Consider the following 17734-nt stretch of genomic DNA (forward strand, 5'->3'; position numbering starts at 1 on the left):
CAGGGCGTGAGCTTTTCTGGCTCGGGCGTGACGATCACCTCGGCTGACGCGGCCAATCCGGCGACGGTGGCGGGTGTCGAGCTGTCGAACTGCTCGGGGCTGACCTTCAGCAACCTGGAAATCACCATCAACGCGCGCACCCAGACCGCGTTCAACGTCAACGAATCCAGCAACATCCATCTGGATGGACTGGACATGCATGGTCCTGCCGGCGCCCAGAATGCCGGCCTGCTGTTCCGCAACAGCACCAATGTCAGCGTCAACGACACCGACTTCCATGATCTGGGGACGGCGGTCCGCAACATCGACAGCAGCCACGTCACCGTGTCGGGCAACCGCTTCAAGGACTTGCGTAGCGACGGGATCCAGACGACGGGCACGTCGAACATCACGATCACCGGAAATCATCTCACCGATTTCCACACGGCGCCGGGCGATCACCCGGATGCGATCCAGTTCTTCACCGCGAACCAGACCGCTCCGGTCCATGACATCGTGATCAGCGACAATGTCGTGGTGCGGGGATCGGGCGATATCGTCCAGGGCATCTTCATGGGCAATGAAGCCGACCTGCCCTACGTGGACGTCACCATCTCGGGGAACAAGATCGTCGGGTCGATGTACAACGGCATCGCCATCGGCATGGGCCAGAACCTCAGCATCACGGGCAACATCGTCCAGGCTTACGCCGACATGGGCTCCTGGATCCGCGTCGAGGGGAGCTCGAACGCCACCATCGCCAACAACCAATCCTCGCAGATCGCCACGGAGGAGGGAAACACCGGTCTAACCCTCTCGGGTAACACGACCTTGGCGGCCACCACCGTTGGCGACACCTCGATCCTCGGCCATGCGCCCCCGCCCGCGTACGTTGCGCCGTCACCGCCGCCGGCCGACCCGGCCTCGGCCACGCCGGTCGCCTCCACGCCGGCCCCCTCCGGCGGCTCGGGCGCCCACACGAGCCAAGCCTCTGTGACCGACACTTCCGAGGTGCCCCAGTCCGTCCTGCAGAAGGTCGCGGGATCCACAGCTCCTCAAGCCGCCTCCGGCACGGACCTCAAGGGTAGCCTGCTGCGCGGCTCGGACGGCGGTGACACCCTCACGGGCGCCGGAGCCAACCACGAACTCTACGGCGGCGCCGGCAACGACAGCATTTCGGGCGGCGAGGGCCGCGGCTACCTGCGCGGCGAAGACGGGTCCGACACCATCGTCGGCGGCGCGGACTTCGACGACATCAACGGCAACGTCGGCGAGGACGATCTGTCCGGCGGCGGCGGCGACGACTGGGTGGTCGGCGGCCAGGGCGACGACAGGCTCTCCGGCGACAACGGCGGCGACCTCGTCTACGGCAACATCGGCAACGACTCGGCGAGCGGCGGCGCGGGCGTCGATATCGTGCGCGGCGGCCAGGGCAACGACACCATCAGCGGGGGCGACGGCGACGACTGGCTGTCCGGCGACCGCGGCAGCGACATCGTCTACGGCGGCGCCGGGGCCGACACCTTCCATTTCTTCGCCGAGGCCGGCACGGACGTGGTCAAGGACTTCAACGCCGCCGACGGCGACCGCGTCCAGCTCCTGCAGGGGGCGGTGTACGATGTGGCCCAGGTCGGCGCCGACACGGTCATCTCGATCCAGGGCGGAGCTCAGATGGTCCTGGAGGGCGTCAACCTGTCGGCCCTGAAGGCGGGTTGGCTGTTCGGCGTCTAGGATCGACCGGATCGACCCATAGAGAAGGCCCCGCACGCCGGACGTGCGGGGCCTCTTTGATTCAGCTTCTGGCGAGACCGGTCAGCCAGCGTTGACGCGCGCCTTGAGCTGGGTCGAGAGCAGCGCCTGCTGCGTTCCCAGGAACCAGAGGTAGGGCGGCAGGCCCTCATCGATGAAGCCGTAGCGGCCCAGGCTGGGGTCGCCGCGCCGTTCGACCAGGATCCGCTCTCCGGCAAGCTGCTCGGCGATGCGCTTGGCGGCGGCGGCCTCGGTCGACTTCGGCGACACGGCTTCGATGTCGACCGCGCCGAACTCGCCGCCGGTCGACAGCGCGGCGCCGGCGATGACCATGAGCGCCCGGCCGCTGTCCTCGCCGAGCAGGCGGTCCACCTGCTGGGTCATGGCCTTGCTCATTCGGCCGCGCAGTTCGATGGCGGAGGCGTCGAGGGCCGCCGACACGTCCTCTTCGAGGACGACCTCACGTTCGGCGTCCAGGGCGCAGAGGCCCGCATTGTGGCACACGAGCACGGCGATATAGGGCCAGCCGCGCGAGATCCGTACGACCAGGTCGCTGGCCGCGGGATCGAACTTGAGGCCGCTCGCCCGTTCGCCGGTCGAGATCATCTCGCGCACCTCTTCCTCGGTCATCTGCGGGACGCGGACGGCGAGGATGTTGCGGCGGATCGACGGGATATGGTCGACGAGCTCGGCCAGGTCGGCGGCGACGCCCCCGATCACCAGCTGCATGCGCACCGAGCGGTCGGAGAGGAACTTGATCAGCTCGGCGACGTCGCGCCGGAAGGCGGCGGATTCGGCGCGGTCGAACTCGTCCAGGAAGATGAGGACGCGCGTGCCGGTCAGCTTGGCGCAGAGGTCGGCGAACTGGCGCGGGGAGAAGTTCTCCGGCAGAAGGTCGGCCATTGACGAGCCGGCTTCCGCCTCCTCGGTCGTGGGGCCGAAGCTGCTGTGGAACAGGAGCGGGATCTCGACAGCGGCGGCGTGGAAGGTGTCCTGGAAGTTCGAGGCCGAACCGCAGGAGGAATAGACCACGATGTAGCGCGCGCTGTGGGCCGCCTCGGCCAGCACGTGGAGCAGGGACGTCTTGCCGATGCCGCGCTCACCGTAGAGCACCAGGTGAAGGCGCCGGTCCTCGATGGAGCTGATCATGTTCGCCAGCAGGTCCTGCCGGCCCGCGAACATCTTGCCCTCGACGATCGGCTGCGAAGGCGTGAACGCGCCACGCAGCCGCATCCGGAGCGCCAGGAACCGGTCCGAACGGCGGCGGTCCACCTGGTCCGAGGCCGTGGCCTTGAAACGCGGCAGGCGCGGGCCGGTGTCTGCGGGCGCGCGTGCGGGCGGGGACGGCACGAGCTGGGAGACGGCCGCGGCCACCTCGGTCGCCTGGTCCTTGCGCTTCTTGCGCTTGAAGATCGATGGAACGCCTAGGCCCACGGGCTATTTCTCCGGGTCGCGACCGAGTCGCCGCAGTATGTCTGCTTAAGACACTTAAAGCTTACTTCGTCGCAAACGACGGGCGGACAATCTGGCTGCGCCGGGCCCGCGCGAAGCGACCAAGGTCTCGGATCACCATCGCCCATCTTGCTTAGCATCTTCTCAACGGCTTCCGACTAGCCAGCCCAGGATGGCCATTTGGTGGCTGGAGCGGCGGTTCGCGGCATCGTAGATGCGAACTATCACAAGTTTGGACTATCGGTCGCCCGCGGCGCATCGTCCGGCGGATCGGGCCGAGCGTGGAACAGAGGATCGAATGCAAACCGCGCCTGAAGAAATTTCGGCCCGCGTCAGCGTCATCGTTCCCCACTATCACGATCTGCCCGCGCTCGGCCTCTGCCTGTCGGCCCTGGGTCGTCAGACCTATCCCCATCCTTTCGAGATCGTGGTCGCGGACAACGCCTCTCCCGAAGGCCGCGAGGCCGTGGCCGCCGCGATCGCCGGGCGCGCGAAGCTGGTCGTGGTCGAGGAACGCGGCGCGGGCCCGGCGCGCAACGGGGGCGTGGCCGCCGCCTCCGGCGGGCTGCTGGCCTTCACCGATTGCGACTGCGTGCCGGAACCCGACTGGCTGAGCCGCGGACTGGCCGCGCTGGAGCGCGGCGACCTGGTGGGGGGACGCATGACCGTCCTGCTCGAAGAGGCCGGCCGGCCTCGTCCGGCGGAGGCCTTCGAGGCGGTGTTCGCCTTCGACAACGAGCGCTACATCAGGGAGATGGGCTTCAGCGTCACGGCCAACCTGTTCTGCCGCAAGGCCGTCTTCGAAAAGGTGGGCGGTTTCCGGGTGGGCATGTCCGAGGACCTCGAGTGGTGCCAGCGGGCCGGCGCGGCCGGCTACCGGATCGTCTACGAGCCCCTGGCCGTCGTCGGTCATCCGGCGCGCCGGACCTGGGAAGAGCTGCGCGCGAAGTGGCGGCGGCTGAGCGCGGAGACCTTCGCCCTGACGGCGGACCGGCCCATGGGATCGCTGCGCTGGTTCCTGCGCAGCCTGCTGCTGCCGGTTTCGGCCGTGGCGCACACGCCCAAGGTGCTGGCCAGCCCCGCCCTGACCTCGTGGCCGCAGCGGCTAGGCGCGCTGGGCGTGCTCTACCGACTGCGCTTCTGGCGCCTGGGGGATGCGCTGGGCCTGCTGGCGTCGGGAGGCCGGCGATGAGCCTGCACGTCGCCGTCTGCATCGTCTCGTACCGCAATCCCGGCGACGTCGTGCGGTGCCTGGACGGGCTCGCGAAAAGCGCCTGGCGCGACTTCGAGGTCGTGATCTGCGAGAACGGCGGCCCGGCCGCGTTCGAGGCGCTTTCGTCGCGGATTCCGAACAGCCTGCCGGGAGGCCAGCCGATCCGCGCGGTGTTGGCGGATGGCAATCTGGGATATGCGGGCGGCGTGAACCTCTGCATCGCCAACAGCCGGGGGGCCGGGGCCTGGTGGGTTCTCAACCCCGACACCTATCCCGCACCCGAGGCCCTGGCCCGCATGGTCGAGCGGCTGCAGCGGGGCGACTGTGAGGCGGTGGGCAACACCGTGAACCTGCCGGGCGGGCGAGTGCAGTCGCACGGCGGGTTGTGGCGCAAGCCGTTGGCCCGCGCCGTGTCGATGGGCTACGGCGCGCCCGCCGATGTCGCGCCAGACCCCGTGCAGATCGAGGCGACCCAGAACTATCTCAATGGCGCCTCCATGCTCATCGGCCGTCGGTTCGTCGACGTGGCCGGCCTGATGGACGAGCGCTACTTCCTGTACTGCGAGGAGGTCGAATGGTGCCTCCGCGCGAAGGAACGCGGCCTGAGACTGGGCTACGCCCCGGACGCAGCGGTGCTGCACGAGCAGGGGACCAGCACCGGCCATAGCGCCGATCTGACGACCCGCTCGAAGTTGTCGGTGTACCTGGGCGAGCGCAACCGCCTGATCCTGACCCGCGACCGCTACCCGGCGCTGCTGCCGGTAGCGGCGGTCGCGGCCCTGGCGCTGCTGGTTCTCAGGTTCGGCCGTGGCCGGGCGTGGCGGCAGCTGGGCTATGCGCTACAGGGCTGGGGCGCGGGGCTGATGAACCGCCGCGGGGCGCCGGCATGGAGTTGAACGTGCGGGGCCGCCTGGCTTCCTTGACACCGGTCATGGGCGGGAGCTATGGCACCCCACTCATAATCCGATTCAGCAAGACTTGATGTGGGGGGCTTTGTCCTTGTCGCGAGATGAAATACTGCGCGAAATCACCGAGATCATGCGCGATGTATTTGATGAAGACGATCTCGAAGTCTCTTTGGAAACTTCGGCTGAAGACGTCGAGGAGTGGGATAGCCTCAGCCACGTTCGCCTGATCGTGGCGGTCGAGCGCAAGTTCGGGTTCAAATTCAAGAACTCCGAGATCGAAGCTCTCAAGAACGTCGGCGACCTCGTAAACATGGTTGCAACGAAGACCGCTTAGTATCGTCCCGCTTAGCCTTGGGGTTGGTTTGCAATGCTGCGCGATCTGCCTTGGCTTCCGACGCCGACGGCCGCCTTTCGAGATGAGCTCCGCGCGTTGCAGGCCGAGGCGGCCGGCGCGCGGGCCGACGACTTCGCCCAGAGGGTGATCAGCCTCGCCACCGCGGCGCTGGACGAAGGCCAACTGTCGAAACTCGCGAAGCTGTCGGCCGCCATCGCCGCCGGCGGCCCCGTCGCCGGCCTGGACCGGGTGAAGCTGGGGGTGCTGGGCGACGGCACCCTGAGCCTGCTCGGCCCTGCGATCGCCGGCTCGGCGCTGCGCCATGGCGCAGCGGCCCAGATCGTCGAAAGCGACTACAGCCAGGCCGTCCAGGACGCCACCGATCCGGACAGCGAGCTGCGCCAGGCGGGCCTGGATATGGCGCTGGTCGCCAGCGACGCACGCCTGCTGGGCCTGGACCGCGCGGCGGTGGACGCCGAGGAGGCCAAGGCCCGCGTCGACGCCGCCTTCGAGCGCATCCGGATGATCGCCGACGGCCTTGGCGGGTCGGTGCGGTCCACCGTCCTGGTCCAGACGGTCGTCGCCCCGCTCGAGCCCCTGTTCGGGAGCTACGACCGTGTCGAGGCGGGCTCGCCCTTCGCCATGGTCGAGGCGCTGAACCGCAGGCTCGCCGAGTGGGCGGCCGAAGGCTCCGTGGTGCTGGTCGATATTGCGCGGCTGGCCTCTGTCATCGGCTACGAGAGCTGGGACGATCCGCGCCACTGGCACGCCTCCAAGCTCAGCTTCTCGCCGGACATGATCCCGGCCTACGCCGACGTGGTGGCGCGCACGATCGGGGCGGTGCTGGGCAAAACCCGCAAATGCCTGGTGCTCGATCTGGACAACACGCTCTGGGGCGGGGTTATCGGCGACGATGGCCTGACGGGCATCCAGCTCGGCCAGGGCTCGGCCACGGGGGAGGCCTTCGTGGCCATCCAGCGGCTGGCGCTGGAGCTTCGCAACCGTGGCATCGTGCTGGCCGTCTGTTCCAAGAATGAAGAGGACGCTGCGCGCAGCCCGTTCCGGGAGCACCCGGACATGCTGCTGACCGAGGATCACATCGCCGTCTTCCAGGCGAACTGGACCGACAAGGCGGCGAACCTGCGGGCCATCGCCGAGGCGCTCAATATCGGCATCGACGCCCTGGTGTTCCTCGACGACAACCCGGCGGAGCGGGCCCAGGTCCGCCGCGAGATCCCGCAGGTGGCCGTGCCGGAGCTGCCGGACGATCCGGCGCTCTATCCGCGCATGCTGGCGGCGGCGGGCTATTTCGAGGCCGTGGCCTTCTCCAAGGAGGATCGCGACCGCGCCGGCTACTATCAGGCCAACGCCAAGCGCGCCGCGACGCTACAGGCCTCGGGCGACATGGACAGCTATCTCGCGTCCCTGGACATGGTCTGCGCGATCAACGCCGTGGACCCGGTCACGCGGCCGCGGGTCGCCCAGCTAATCAACAAGTCGAACCAGTTCAACCTGACGACCCGTCGCTATTCCGAGGCGGAGGTCGCCGCGGCCGAGGCGGATCCGTCGCGGCATGCGATCCAGGTGCGGCTGACCGACACCTTCGGAGACAACGGGATCATCAGCGTGATCATCGCCGACAAGGCGGCGGATGCGTGGGCGATCGACACCTGGCTGATGAGCTGTCGCGTCCTGGGACGGCGGGTGGAAGAGGCGGTGCTGGCGCATCTGGCGCGCTCGGCCAAGGAAGCCGGCGCCGGCGCCTTGATCGGGCGCTACATCCCCTCGGCGAAGAACAAGATGGTGGCGCGCCACTACGACAAGCTGGGATTCGAGCGGATCGAGGAAGCGGCGGACGGCGCGGTCGTCTACAGACTGGACCTGGCGGCCTTCGTGGCGCCGAACTTGCCTCTTCACGTCGACGATCGGGTCGGTGTCCCTGCGGAGAATATGGCGTGAGCGAGTCCAAGGCCGAGGCGTTGCGTGAGCTGGTATCGGCCTATCCGGCGACCACCGCGATCATCGAGACCGTGCTGAAGGTCTGGCCGGAACATGCCGCCTACCTCCTCAAGAGCTTCGCGCCGCGGACGCCGGCGATGCTGAAGGCCACCGAGGCCGCGGCCGCCGCTTCGGCCAAGCTGATGGCCGGCCAGGAAGAGACCGTCGCCGCCGACTACCGCTGGACCTGCGACCGGCTGCGCGACGAGGAGCTCTTCTTCCACCGCGAAGGCCGCTATCGCCTGTCGACATTCGCCGAGGCCAACGCCGAGGTCTATTCGGACCACGCGTACATGGGCCGCTACGTCAACGGCCTGCTGCTGACCCAGGTGCTCTGGTACAACCACGTCGCCACCTTCACGATGTTCCTGGACGACGTGCTGGGCGGGGCGAAGGCGCCGTTCGACTATCTTGAGGTCGGCCCAGGCCACGGACTGATGGTCTATTTCGCCGCCCAGTCGCCGCTGTGCCAGACGCTGCAGGCCTGGGACGTGAGCGCGGTGTCCCTTCGCGAGACGCGCGCCGCCCTGGACAAGCTGGGCCTCACCAAGCCGGTGGCCCTGGTCGAGACCGATATCCTGGCGGCGGAACGCCCCAAGGCGAAGTTCGACCTGATCGTGATCTCCGAGGTGCTGGAGCACCTCGAGACCCCGGACCGGGCCCTCAGCTTCCTGCGCGACGCGCTCAAGGACGATGGCCGCATCTTCATCAACGTGCCGCTGAACAGCCCGTCGCCCGACCACATCTACCTGTTCGAGACGCCGGACGACGTGAAGGCCCTGGTCGAAGGCGCCGGCCTGAAGATCGAGACCCTGTCGCTGTTCGCCACCCAGGGGCGGTCCATCGACTCGGCCCTCGCCAACCGGATCAGCGTGTCGGCCGGTGTGGTCGGCAGGCCGGCTTGAGCACGGACCCAGGCGATATGGGTGGACAGCGCCGATCGACGGCCGACGCCGGAGTCGGTTGAGTGCTCTTCAACTCTTTCCTCTTCATCTTCGGCTTCCTGCCCGTCGTCCTGATCCTGTTCTACGCGACAGGGCGCTGGACGAACGTCGCCAAGGCCCTGCTCACGCTGGCGTCGCTGGCGTTCTACGCGGTGTGGAATCCGATCCACCTGCCGCTGCTGCTGGGCTCGATCGTCTTCAACTACTGGGTCGGTGATCGCATCCAGCGTGCGCGGGAGGCCGAGCGAGACGGCAGGGTGAAGGTCTGGCTGGTCTTCGGCCTGATCGCGGATCTCGCCCTGCTGGGCTGGTTCAAGTACGCGAACTTCGTGGCGGACAACGTATTCGGCCTGTTCGACGCCGACAGTCCGCTGCCGCGGATCGTGCTGCCGCTGGCGATCTCGTTCTTCACCTTCCAGAAGATCGCCTATCTGATCGACAGCGCCCGCGGCGAAGCCAAGAAGATGAAGTTCCTGGACTTCGCGCTTTTCGCGGCCTTCTTCCCCCAGCTCATCGCCGGGCCGATCGTCCACTACAAGGAAGTGGTGCCCCAGCTTCAGCGCCGCGTGTTCGCGCGCATCGACTGGCGCAACATGATGATCGGCCTGGTGATCTTCGCCATCGGCCTCTTCAAGAAGACCGTGATCGCCGACACCCTGGCGGGCTATGCCAACACCATGTTCGCAGAGGGCGGGCAGGGCGGCGGGTTCACCTTCGTGGGCGGCTGGCTGGCGGCGATCACCTTCACCTTCCAGCTCTACTTCGACTTCTCCGGCTACTCCGACATGGCCATCGGCCTGGCCCGGATGCTCGGGGTCAAGCTGCCGCTGAACTTCCATTCGCCGCTTCGGGCCTCCAACATCGCCGACTACTGGCGCCGCTGGCACATGACCCTGCAGCGCTTCATCGTGGCCTATGTCTTCCAGCCCCTGTCGGTCCCGCTGAACCGTTGGGCGGCCGAGCGGGGCCTGAAGGGCTGGCCGGCGTTCGCGGCCGGGGTCGGCGTGCCGGCGTTCGTCACCTTCGTGGCGGTCGGCATCTGGCATGGCGCGGGATGGACCTTCGTGCTCTTCGGCCTGATGCACGCCATCTATATCTGCACCAACGAGGCCTGGGACGAGTGGCGCAAGCGCCGCAAGAAGGCGCTGCGCAAGCTGGGCCGCACCCTGGCCGAGCCGGGGCCGGCGCGGGTCGTCGCCTTCCACGTGCTCACGCTGGTCGCGGTGATCTATGGCAACGTCATGTTCCGCGCCGCCACCGTCGGCGACGCAGTTTCAGTCTGGCAGGGGATGACGGCGCTGAACGGGGCGGGTCTCGAGGTGCTAGCCGCCCACGACTGGGGCCTGTGGGCCAGCCTCGCCGTCGCCGCCTTCCTGGTGTTCCTGGCGCCCAACACGCAGCAGATCATGGCGCCCTACGATCCCGCCTATAACTGGAAGGATTGGAAGGCGGTGGGCATTCCCCCGATCCGCTGGACCTGGAAGCCGGACGCCGCTGGCCTGGCGTTCGCCGGGGTGGCGCTGTTCCTGGGCATCATGTTCATCCAAAGGGGGAAGGCCGTCTTCCTCTACTTCAACTTCTGACGGTCATGGCCCGGCTTCACCCCCTCCGCAGCTTCCTGGCCATCCTGGGCGTCGCCCTGGCGGCGGCCGTCGTCGCCTGCCTGCTGCCCGAGAACCCGTACCAGCGCTGGCAGCTGCTGGACGGCACCATCCACAGGAACGCGCGCTGGATCTACGAGCGGATCCACTTCGATCCGCGGCCCGTGGACGTGGTCTTCGTGGGCCCGTCGCGGATCGCGCGCGGTGTCGATCCCATCCGGCTCGAGGCGTCGCTCCGCGCGCAGGGCCGGCCTGTCAATGTGGTCAACTTCGCCTTGCCCGAGGGCGGCCGGAACCTGAACTATGTGATCGTCGAGGAGCTGCTGAAGACCAAGCAGCCCAAGCTGATCGTCATCGGGGTGATCGAGAAGCCCGCGCGGTTCGGGCACCCGGCGTTCAAGTACGTCGCTCCGCGAAGCCTTGTCGTGGATCCGGGGCACTTGGGGAACGCGAAGTATTTCTCGGATCTCGCCTATCTCCCGTTCCGCCAGATGATCCTGTTCGCCGCCGACGTCGCGCCGTGGGCGTCGGACCTCTCCCCCACCTTCGATCCCGCCCAGTATACGCCCGACCGGGGCGTGTCCGACGTGTTCCGGACAAAGGATGGCCGGCTTGAAAGCACCTCGCGGCAGGCCTTCATGGCCGAGCTGGAGGAGGGCGCCCGCGAATTCCGCGAGGGCGTCACGCCGCCGATCCTGCCGCCCGAGCTGGCCGATGTGGAATTCGGCGACGAGCGCGCGAATATCCGGCGCATCGTGGCGGCCGCCCGCCGCCACGGCGTCAGGGTGGCGTTCCTGTCCCAGCCCTACTGGTCCGGCCCGACGACCATCCAGGAAGAGCCATTCTACCGTCGCTACGGCCCCGTCTGGAACGCCGGCTTCCTCGCGTCCCGCGCGGACCTCTACGCCGACTCCGGGCATATGACCCGCCAGGGCGCGGACGTCCTGACGGACTGGCTCACCCCATACATCGCGGCCGAGCTGCCGCCTCGCGAGGCCCCGAAATGACCCGCAATCCTCCGCTGCATCACGTCGGCATCGTGCAGGCGACCGAAGAGGAAGCGCTGGCGCTGATGACGCTGATGGGACTGGAAGAGGACTATCGCGGCTTCGTTCCACAGTTCTCGGCGCTCTGCATCTTCACCAAGGCCGCGACGGGGTCGCCGATCGAGTTCGTGGTGCCGGACGGCGGCCCGCTCGCCAAGTTCAACAAGGGCGCCGGCGGCCTGCACCATATCGCCCTGGAGGTTCCGGATCTGGACGCCTTGCAGCGCGGCCTGGAGGCGGAGGGCATGAAGCTGCTCGAAGCCGAGCACGTGAAGGGCGCCGGCGATTTCCTCTGCAACTTCCTGAGCCCGGTCTACACTCGCGGTATCACGATCGAGTTCGTGCAACTCCTGGCCAAGGGAACCGAAGGCCCGCCCAGATGTTAGCCTTAGTTGAGCAGCTGGCGTTGCCCTTCCTGGCTCTGTGCTGGATCGGCGGCATCGTCGTTATGGCCTGGATCACCTTTCGCCCTGCGGCCGTGCCGCGCGGGATGAAGGATCGCCGGGGCGGCACGTCAGCGCCCGAGTCGATACACCCTCAGGGTCCCCTCACGGCTGCTCAGAGGACTGCGTTGACCCGGCGACGGCGCTTGGCGCGGTAGATCCATCTACCCCGCCCGCGGCGGGACGGGACCCCCCGGAACGCCATCGCGATGGGGGGCGGCATGGAAATCGTGCAGGCACTGAAGCAGCCGCTGTGGGCGCTCAAGCGCACATTGCTTCATCATCGCGAGCGGGAAGGGGACCGGCGCTTCGGGATCGACACGGAGGTCGCGACATTCAATGCGGCGCCCGACCTCGAACGAAGCCCTTATGAACCGGTGCACTATGCGGCGCTGGAGATCATCGACGCCCGGATCCCACTCGGAGGGGCCGACGTCTTCTACGATCTCGGTTGCGGCAAGGGCCGCGTCCTCTGCCACTTCGCCCGCAAGCCGATCCGCAAGGCCGTGGGTGTGGAGTACGACCCGGAGCTGGCCGAGCTGGCCGCGGAAAATGTTCGAACCCTCGCCGCCCGCCGCGCCGAGACATCGGTGATCGTTGGCGATGCGGCTGCCCAGGACTATTCCGACGCGACGCTGATCTTCATGTTCAACCCCTTCGGCGCCGACACCATGCGCCGGGTGCTGGGGCGGGTCTCCGGCCGGTCGGCGCTTCGCATCGTCTACGCCGGTCCGGTCCAGGCGCCGGTCTTCGCCGAGTTCCCTGCCCTACGGGTCATCGACGAGTTCCGAGTCCCGTATGATCTCGGGCGTATGAGCGTCGTGACTTGGCGACACGATTGACGAACGGCCGCAAGCAGTGCACGCGGCATGCCGTTTGCTTCGGTTCGAGCTGGAGCAAACGGGGGGCTCAGTAAACGATGCAAATCTCGGTCATTCCGGCATCGCAGATACCGGAGAGACTCGTCGAGCGTTGGCGTGAACTCCAGCAGTCCAATCCAGATCTTCGCAGCCCATACTTTCGGCCGGAATTCACGCAGATCGTCGGCGCGGCGCGGGACGATGCATCGGTCGCTGTCGTCAACGACGGCGAGGCGTTCTTCCCCTTTCACAACGAGCGGCTGGGCATGGGCGTCGGGCGGCCGATCGGCAGCGGCTTGTCGGACTATCACGGCATCATCGCCCGGGAGCCGGGGGTGTACGACATCCGTGAACTCGTCCGGCGCGCGGGCCTGGCCGGATGGGAGTTCGACCATGCGCCCGCCTCGCAGACGGCCCTGACCGCCTGGGTTCGCAAGACGGCGGAATCCCCCCAGATCGACCTCGGTGGCTGGGCTATCGCCGGCTCCGGCAAGCTGCGGGGAGATGCGGACAATCGCCGCCGCAAACTTGCCCGGGAGGTCGGTCCGGTCGAACTGGAGTTCGATTGCCGCGATCCCGAGGCCTTTCGTCAGTGCCTGCAGTGGAAGTCCGAACAGTACGCCCGCACGGGGCTGAAGGACATCATGCAGACGCCGTGGGTGCGACAGGTGCTAGAGGGGATCCGAGACCGCAGCGATCCGGAATTCGCCGGCGTCCTGTCGGTTCTGCGCGCCGGCGGACGCACGATCGCAGCCCATTTCGGGATGCGATGCTTCGGGACGCTGCACTATTGGTTCCCGACCTACGACACGAGCCTTTCGGTGTATTCCCCCGGCACGCTGTTGCTGCTGGCGATCGGCGACGCCGCCGTCGAGAGGGGGATGACCTCGATCGACCTGGGCAAGGGGGACGCCTTCTACAAGGCGCGCGTCTCCAACGCTTCGACGCCACTGATCGAGGGGATCGTCGTGACCAGCCCCTGGGCGGCCAAGCTGAAGGGCTCGCGCAAGGCGCTGGTGCGCTGGCTGCGCCGGACGCCGATCCGGCGGCCCCTGGAAATTCTGGCCGATAAATTGCGAAGCCGGTGACCAGGCGTCTCATTGCCAAACATTGTCGGTGGCGGCATCCGTTGCAGAACGTGGTTAGCGACGACGTGCCTATATCGCCATTGAAGTATAGAACCGAGCACGCGGGACATTCGGGACGCGCGCGAGCCGAACGAATGAGATGATCGCGTCGACCGGGTGTCGCGCGTCCGAACAGGGGTAGGGGTGCTTTCTTGAGGCGGTCATCTGAGCAGGCCGGCGGACGTCTTCGCCTCGCATTCGTGTGCGCCGGCGACCCCAAGGACGTCCTCACCTGGTCGGGCACACCGCTGCACATGCTCGACGCGCTGGCGCGGGAGTTCGACGTCGCGCCGGTGATCCGTAAGCCCTGGGCGCCCTGGTTCGATTTGGTGCGCAGAGGGGTTCGCCGGCTGAGCCGTGGCGCCATCGACATCTATTGGTGGCCGCTCTGGACGACGCTAGCCGCCTCTAAGACGATCGCCGACATCACCACCAGCGGCTGCGACGCCGTCGTCGCCGTGGCGATCACACCAATCTGCGCCGAGTTGGTGAAGCATGCTCCGACCATCTTCGTGTCGGACGCCACGCTGGCCTCCATGGTGGACTACAATCCGCGCCACAAGGCGCTGGCGCCCTGGCTGAAGAAGAAGGCGTCAGCGCTCGAGAGCGCCTGCATACAGAAGGCGAGCTTCTCCCTGTTCCCGTCGGACTGGGCGAGCCGCTCGGCCGTGAACGATCACGGCGGGGCGCCGGACAGGGTCGTGCAGATTCCCTGGGGCGCGAACCTCGTCGCCGAGCAGATCGTTCCGCCCGAGAGCCGTCCGACTGGAGAATGGCGACTGCTCTTCGTCGGAGCCAACTGGGCGGGCAAGGGCGGTGACATCGCGCTGGAGACCGTCGCCGAGATGCGGCGGCGTGGGCATCGCGTCCATCTCGACGTCGTCGGCAGCCGGCCGCCGCAGCCGACGCAGGTCGAAGGCGTCACGTTCCATGGCTTTCTCGACAAGAACGTGCCGGCCGACGACGAGCGGATAAAGTCGCTTTTCGCGGGCGCCCACGTCTTCTTCCTCCCGACCCAGTTCGACGCGCTGGGCATCGTCTTCGCGGAAGCCGCCTCGTTCGCTCTGCCCGCCGTCAGCTACCGGACCGGCGGCGTGCCTTCGATGGTGATCGATGGCGAGACGGGGGTCCTCCTGGACGAGGGTGCGCCCCCGGCGGCCTTTGCGGACGCCCTGATCGACCTGCTGAGCGATCGACGACGCTACGTGCAGATGGCCTATGCGGCCCACAGCCTGAGCCGAGAGCGGCTGAACTGGGCGGCTTGGGCGGCCGCGGTGCGCGGCGAGATCGAAGCTCGGCTGGGCAGGGAATCGACCGACCCGCCGAAGGCGGCGACTCAGCGGTGAGGCCTCGCGCAGAGGACGGAGCGGCGTATTTCATGCGAGAGCCGCAGCGGATCGCCTGTGACCACGGAGCGGGAACCCCATGCTTACGCTGATGTCAGATGTGGCCCGCAAGTCGCTCGGGCCTGCGTCACGGCGGCGCCTCAAGGGCATGATCGATCCGATCCTGGCCCCGGTGGGCTCGATCCACGGCGCCAAGGGACCCAGCAACAAGGTCGCCCTTACCTTCGATGACGGCCCGGATCCGGTCGTCACGCCCAGGCTTCTCGACTTGTTGCGCACGCGGGGCGTGAGGGCGACGTTCTTCGTCCTGACCGACAAGGCGGCGGACCGCCCCGAGCTTCTGCGTCGCATCGCCGAGGAAGGGCATGAGATCGGCCTGCATTTCGATCGTCATGATCGACTGACGCGGATGCGGCTTGGCGAGGCCCGCAGGCGGGTCCGCGCGGCGCGCGCGTGGCTGGAGAGCCTGACGGGACCCGTCCGGTTCTTCCGCCCGCCGTTCGGGTCGCAGAGCCTGTCCACCTACATGATGGCCCGTTTCGAGGGCCTGGAGGTGGTCTCCTGGGGCCCCTATGCCGAAGATTGGGCCGAACAGGCGCCCGAGACCGCGGCTGGCAAGGTGCTGGGACCGGTGAAGGGCGGCGACATCGTGCTGATGCACGACGGCCTCGAGAAGCCCGAGGGAGAAGCCCTGCCGACCTTCGACCGGGTCAGGATGGTCGAGTTGATCCTGGATGGGCTCGCGGCGCGCAACCTGGCTCCAGGCGCTGTCGGCGATCTGCTGGCGGATGGCGGCCCGCGCCTCTCCGCATGGTTCCGGCGCTGATCGTCGCCCGCCTCTGAAGGCTTAGCGCCCGGGTTCCGTGGTCGCCGAGCGCATCGTCAGCGCACGCATCCGGGGAGTCGCCCTGTTCCGGGGCGCGGCCGCCAGCGCCGCGCGCTCCGCATCCAGCAGGTCCTGCTGTTCCTTGGCGGTCTTTCTGACGCGGTAGACCATGCCCACCAGGAAACCCAGCATCGAGAAGGCGAGGGCGTGGTTGTCGTCCTGGCTCAGCACGCCCCGGATGATCACGAAGACCGTCGCGGAGACGGCCAGCGGCAACAGCAGTGTCTTTTCGCGGGTGTCGAGCGCCGCGGGGCTCTTCAGGATCGTCCGGACCGCGGCGGCGATCGCGAGTACGAACATGCCATAGAAGGCGAGGAAGCCCAGGACCCCGTAGTCCAGCCCGATCGAAAGGTAGTAGTTGTCGATCGTCGTGAAGCCGCCGGGGGAAAATCCCAGCGTTTCGGCGGCCGTGCCCGCGCCATGGCCCCAAGGCTGCCCGAAGATCTTCGGCACGCCCAGGTTGATCTGCTCCTGGCGCGCATCGTTGCTACTGGCCGCTTCGCCGCCGCCAAGCACGAGGACGCGCACCTTGTGAACGAACATCACCGCCATGATCGCGAAGCCGAAAGCAGCAGGATAGGCATAGACGACGGCGGCGGCCATCAGGCTTCGCGCGTTCCTACCGAGTTGAAGGAGCGCCCAGAGCAAGTAATATGCCAGAAAGGACGCCATCATTCCCAAAATACCGAGCCGCGCGTCCGTCATTCGGATGCAGAGAAAGAAGGTTGGGATGAGCAATGCGCATAATACTCGAAACCATACACTGTATTTTTGCATCGCGAAATGAATGCAAAATGGCGTGAATAGCGCAAGACACTCTGCAAATGATAGGGGGCTGGCGTAAATGGATTTTGCTCTATACATATCTCCGCGAAGAATTACTTGCATGTACTTTGCGGCCAGAGCATCGTCGATTTTGAGAAAAGGCGGTACGTGGTTCAGCCACAGGGGATGCTTCATCATGTTCTCAAATATGGCGACAATCGCCATTGGCAAACTCAACATGATGAAAAGCGTGGCGTAGCGTTCGACCCTCCCAGGTTTCCGCGCGACCCACATGCCAACAAGGAACATGGTCGTCCAGTTGACTTGCGCCAAGGCCGCAGTGTTCAGGGAGGCCGCCGGGTCTTTTGAAAGCGGGATAGTTATAAATTGGATCGCCAGAAACGATGAGGCGGCGAACCAGAAGCCGGGCGGCGCCCTTAGCGTTTCGGCCAGTTCGCCGCGGAAGACCGAAGACGACGAGAGGGATATCAAGAACAGAAGAGCGAGCGGGAAGCTGGTGAGCCGCAGGGCCGTGATCCAGGGCAGGCCGGGCAGCGAGAGCGCCAGATAGTTGGGCCACACCAGAAGGCTGATGAGGACTCCCGCATAGAAGGCTTCCATCGACGTGGTGGGCGCGTTGTGGGTCTCAGGCAGCGCCCAGATCGCGAGCAAGACCAGGATAACGATCGGCACCGCGAACGGCACCAGTAGATAGGGCGCCGTCAGCCCGAACATGAAGCCATAGGCAACGCAGATTATGCCGAGCGCGATCGGGAAGACGATCCTGGCGATGATCCGGGCCGGATGGCGCGGATTGATGTAGGGGCGCATGATCGCGAAGCGCGGCTCGGTGAGCTTGCGCCAGGGCCACAGCACGACCCACGTCAGCCAGCGAATGACCAGCGCAGCGCCCCACAGAAGCCACGCGCGGGGCGTCTCCGGCCTAATGTCGGCGTTGCTGTCCAGGGCTCGGAGGAACCCAACCACTTTCTGGAGCATGGCCTGGATGCTACGCTCCAGTCATTGACGAGGGGTTCAGCAACCCAGGCGGTCCAAGAGACGCGTCGATCCCTGCTGAAGCGC

Annotated in this window: 15 protein-coding genes; 13 read left to right on the plus strand and 2 right to left on the minus strand. The window is 66.9% G+C overall.

Going from position 1 to position 17734, the window contains the following annotated elements; translation table 11 throughout:
• Nucleotides 1–1710 (plus strand): right-handed parallel beta-helix repeat-containing protein (locus EPO51_RS16235; RefSeq protein WP_293352412.1); only part of this gene is annotated, 1710 nt, incomplete at its 5' end.
• Between the two features lie 81 nt (nucleotides 1711–1791).
• Here EPO51_RS16235 and EPO51_RS16240 read toward each other — a convergent pair.
• Nucleotides 1792–3162 (minus strand): nSTAND1 domain-containing NTPase, encoded by a 1371-nt coding sequence (locus EPO51_RS16240; protein WP_293352414.1) that lies wholly within the window; start codon nucleotides 3160–3162, stop codon nucleotides 1792–1794.
• A 316-nt stretch (nucleotides 3163–3478) separates the two neighbouring features.
• On the opposite strand from EPO51_RS16240, the gene EPO51_RS16245 reads away from it, so the two are divergent.
• The 12 genes from EPO51_RS16245 (at nucleotide 3479) to EPO51_RS16300 (ending at nucleotide 15826) form a co-directional block, all read left to right on the plus strand.
• Entirely contained in the window at nucleotides 3479–4372 is an 894-nt protein-coding gene (locus tag EPO51_RS16245; RefSeq protein WP_293352416.1) for a glycosyltransferase family 2 protein, read from the plus strand.
• Nucleotides 4369–5289, plus strand: coding sequence for a glycosyltransferase family 2 protein (locus EPO51_RS16250; RefSeq protein ID WP_293352418.1), 921 nt, complete (start codon nucleotides 4369–4371; stop codon nucleotides 5287–5289). The genes EPO51_RS16245 and EPO51_RS16250 overlap by 4 nt, the downstream gene beginning before the upstream one ends.
• Nucleotides 5290–5392: 103 nt before the next feature.
• Entirely contained in the window at nucleotides 5393–5635 is a 243-nt protein-coding gene (locus tag EPO51_RS16255; protein WP_293352420.1) for an acyl carrier protein, read from the plus strand.
• Between the two features lie 33 nt (nucleotides 5636–5668).
• Nucleotides 5669–7594: an HAD-IIIC family phosphatase gene (locus EPO51_RS16260; protein ID WP_293352422.1), complete on the plus strand. Its 1926-nt coding sequence runs from the start codon at nucleotides 5669–5671 to the stop codon at nucleotides 7592–7594.
• Entirely contained in the window at nucleotides 7591–8538 is a 948-nt protein-coding gene (locus EPO51_RS16265; protein WP_293352423.1) for a class I SAM-dependent methyltransferase, read from the plus strand. Before EPO51_RS16260 ends, EPO51_RS16265 begins: the two co-directional genes overlap by 4 nt.
• 62 nt (nucleotides 8539–8600) lie before the next feature.
• Nucleotides 8601–10160, plus strand: coding sequence for an MBOAT family O-acyltransferase (locus EPO51_RS16270; RefSeq protein ID WP_293352424.1), 1560 nt, complete (start codon nucleotides 8601–8603; stop codon nucleotides 10158–10160).
• 5 nt (nucleotides 10161–10165) lie between these two features.
• Nucleotides 10166–11185, plus strand: a complete 1020-nt coding sequence (locus tag EPO51_RS16275) for a hypothetical protein (protein WP_293352426.1) — start codon at nucleotides 10166–10168, stop codon at nucleotides 11183–11185.
• Nucleotides 11182–11610, plus strand: a complete 429-nt coding sequence (locus tag EPO51_RS16280; RefSeq protein WP_293352428.1) for a VOC family protein — start codon at nucleotides 11182–11184, stop codon at nucleotides 11608–11610. The genes EPO51_RS16275 and EPO51_RS16280 overlap by 4 nt, the downstream gene beginning before the upstream one ends.
• Before the next feature lie 266 nt (nucleotides 11611–11876).
• Nucleotides 11877–12509 carry a class I SAM-dependent methyltransferase gene (locus EPO51_RS16285; protein WP_293352430.1) on the plus strand — a complete coding sequence of 211 codons (633 nt, stop codon included), beginning with the start codon at nucleotides 11877–11879 and terminating at the stop codon, nucleotides 12507–12509.
• A gap of 77 nt (nucleotides 12510–12586) precedes the next feature.
• Nucleotides 12587–13615, plus strand: a complete 1029-nt coding sequence (locus EPO51_RS16290; RefSeq protein ID WP_293352432.1) for a GNAT family N-acetyltransferase — start codon at nucleotides 12587–12589, stop codon at nucleotides 13613–13615.
• Nucleotides 13616–13806: 191 nt separating this feature from the next.
• Nucleotides 13807–15000, plus strand: a complete 1194-nt coding sequence (locus EPO51_RS16295) for a glycosyltransferase family 4 protein (protein WP_293352434.1) — start codon at nucleotides 13807–13809, stop codon at nucleotides 14998–15000.
• A 79-nt stretch (nucleotides 15001–15079) separates the two neighbouring features.
• Entirely contained in the window at nucleotides 15080–15826 is a 747-nt protein-coding gene (locus EPO51_RS16300) for a polysaccharide deacetylase family protein (protein WP_293352436.1), read from the plus strand.
• A 21-nt stretch (nucleotides 15827–15847) separates the two neighbouring features.
• Here the strand turns inward: EPO51_RS16300 and EPO51_RS16305 are convergent, their stop codons facing one another.
• Nucleotides 15848–17650 carry an O-antigen ligase family protein gene (locus tag EPO51_RS16305; protein ID WP_293352438.1) on the minus strand — a complete coding sequence of 601 codons (1803 nt, stop codon included), beginning with the start codon at nucleotides 17648–17650 and terminating at the stop codon, nucleotides 15848–15850.
• Between the last annotated feature and the right edge of the window lie 84 nt (nucleotides 17651–17734).

It is taken from the genome of Phenylobacterium sp. (assembly GCF_004297125.1).
Taxonomy (GTDB): domain Bacteria; phylum Pseudomonadota; class Alphaproteobacteria; order Caulobacterales; family Caulobacteraceae; genus Phenylobacterium.

Excerpts from the sequence above, each read along its gene's own strand:
- EPO51_RS16245 (WP_293352416.1), top strand. The coding sequence starts at position 3,479 with ATGCAAACCGCGCCTGAAGAAATTTCGGCCCGCGTCAGCGTCATCGTT.
- EPO51_RS16300 (WP_293352436.1), top strand. The coding sequence starts at position 15,080 with ATGCTTACGCTGATGTCAGATGTGGCCCGCAAGTCGCTCGGGCCTGCG.
- EPO51_RS16275 (WP_293352426.1), top strand. The coding sequence starts at position 10,166 with ATGGCCCGGCTTCACCCCCTCCGCAGCTTCCTGGCCATCCTGGGCGTC.
- EPO51_RS16285 (WP_293352430.1), top strand. The coding sequence starts at position 11,877 with ATGGGGGGCGGCATGGAAATCGTGCAGGCACTGAAGCAGCCGCTGTGG.
- EPO51_RS16305 (WP_293352438.1), bottom strand. The coding sequence starts at position 17,650 with ATGCTCCAGAAAGTGGTTGGGTTCCTCCGAGCCCTGGACAGCAACGCC.
- EPO51_RS16260 (WP_293352422.1), top strand. The coding sequence starts at position 5,669 with ATGCTGCGCGATCTGCCTTGGCTTCCGACGCCGACGGCCGCCTTTCGA.
- EPO51_RS16250 (WP_293352418.1), top strand. The coding sequence starts at position 4,369 with ATGAGCCTGCACGTCGCCGTCTGCATCGTCTCGTACCGCAATCCCGGC.
- EPO51_RS16280 (WP_293352428.1), top strand. The coding sequence starts at position 11,182 with ATGACCCGCAATCCTCCGCTGCATCACGTCGGCATCGTGCAGGCGACC.
- EPO51_RS16290 (WP_293352432.1), top strand. The coding sequence starts at position 12,587 with ATGCAAATCTCGGTCATTCCGGCATCGCAGATACCGGAGAGACTCGTC.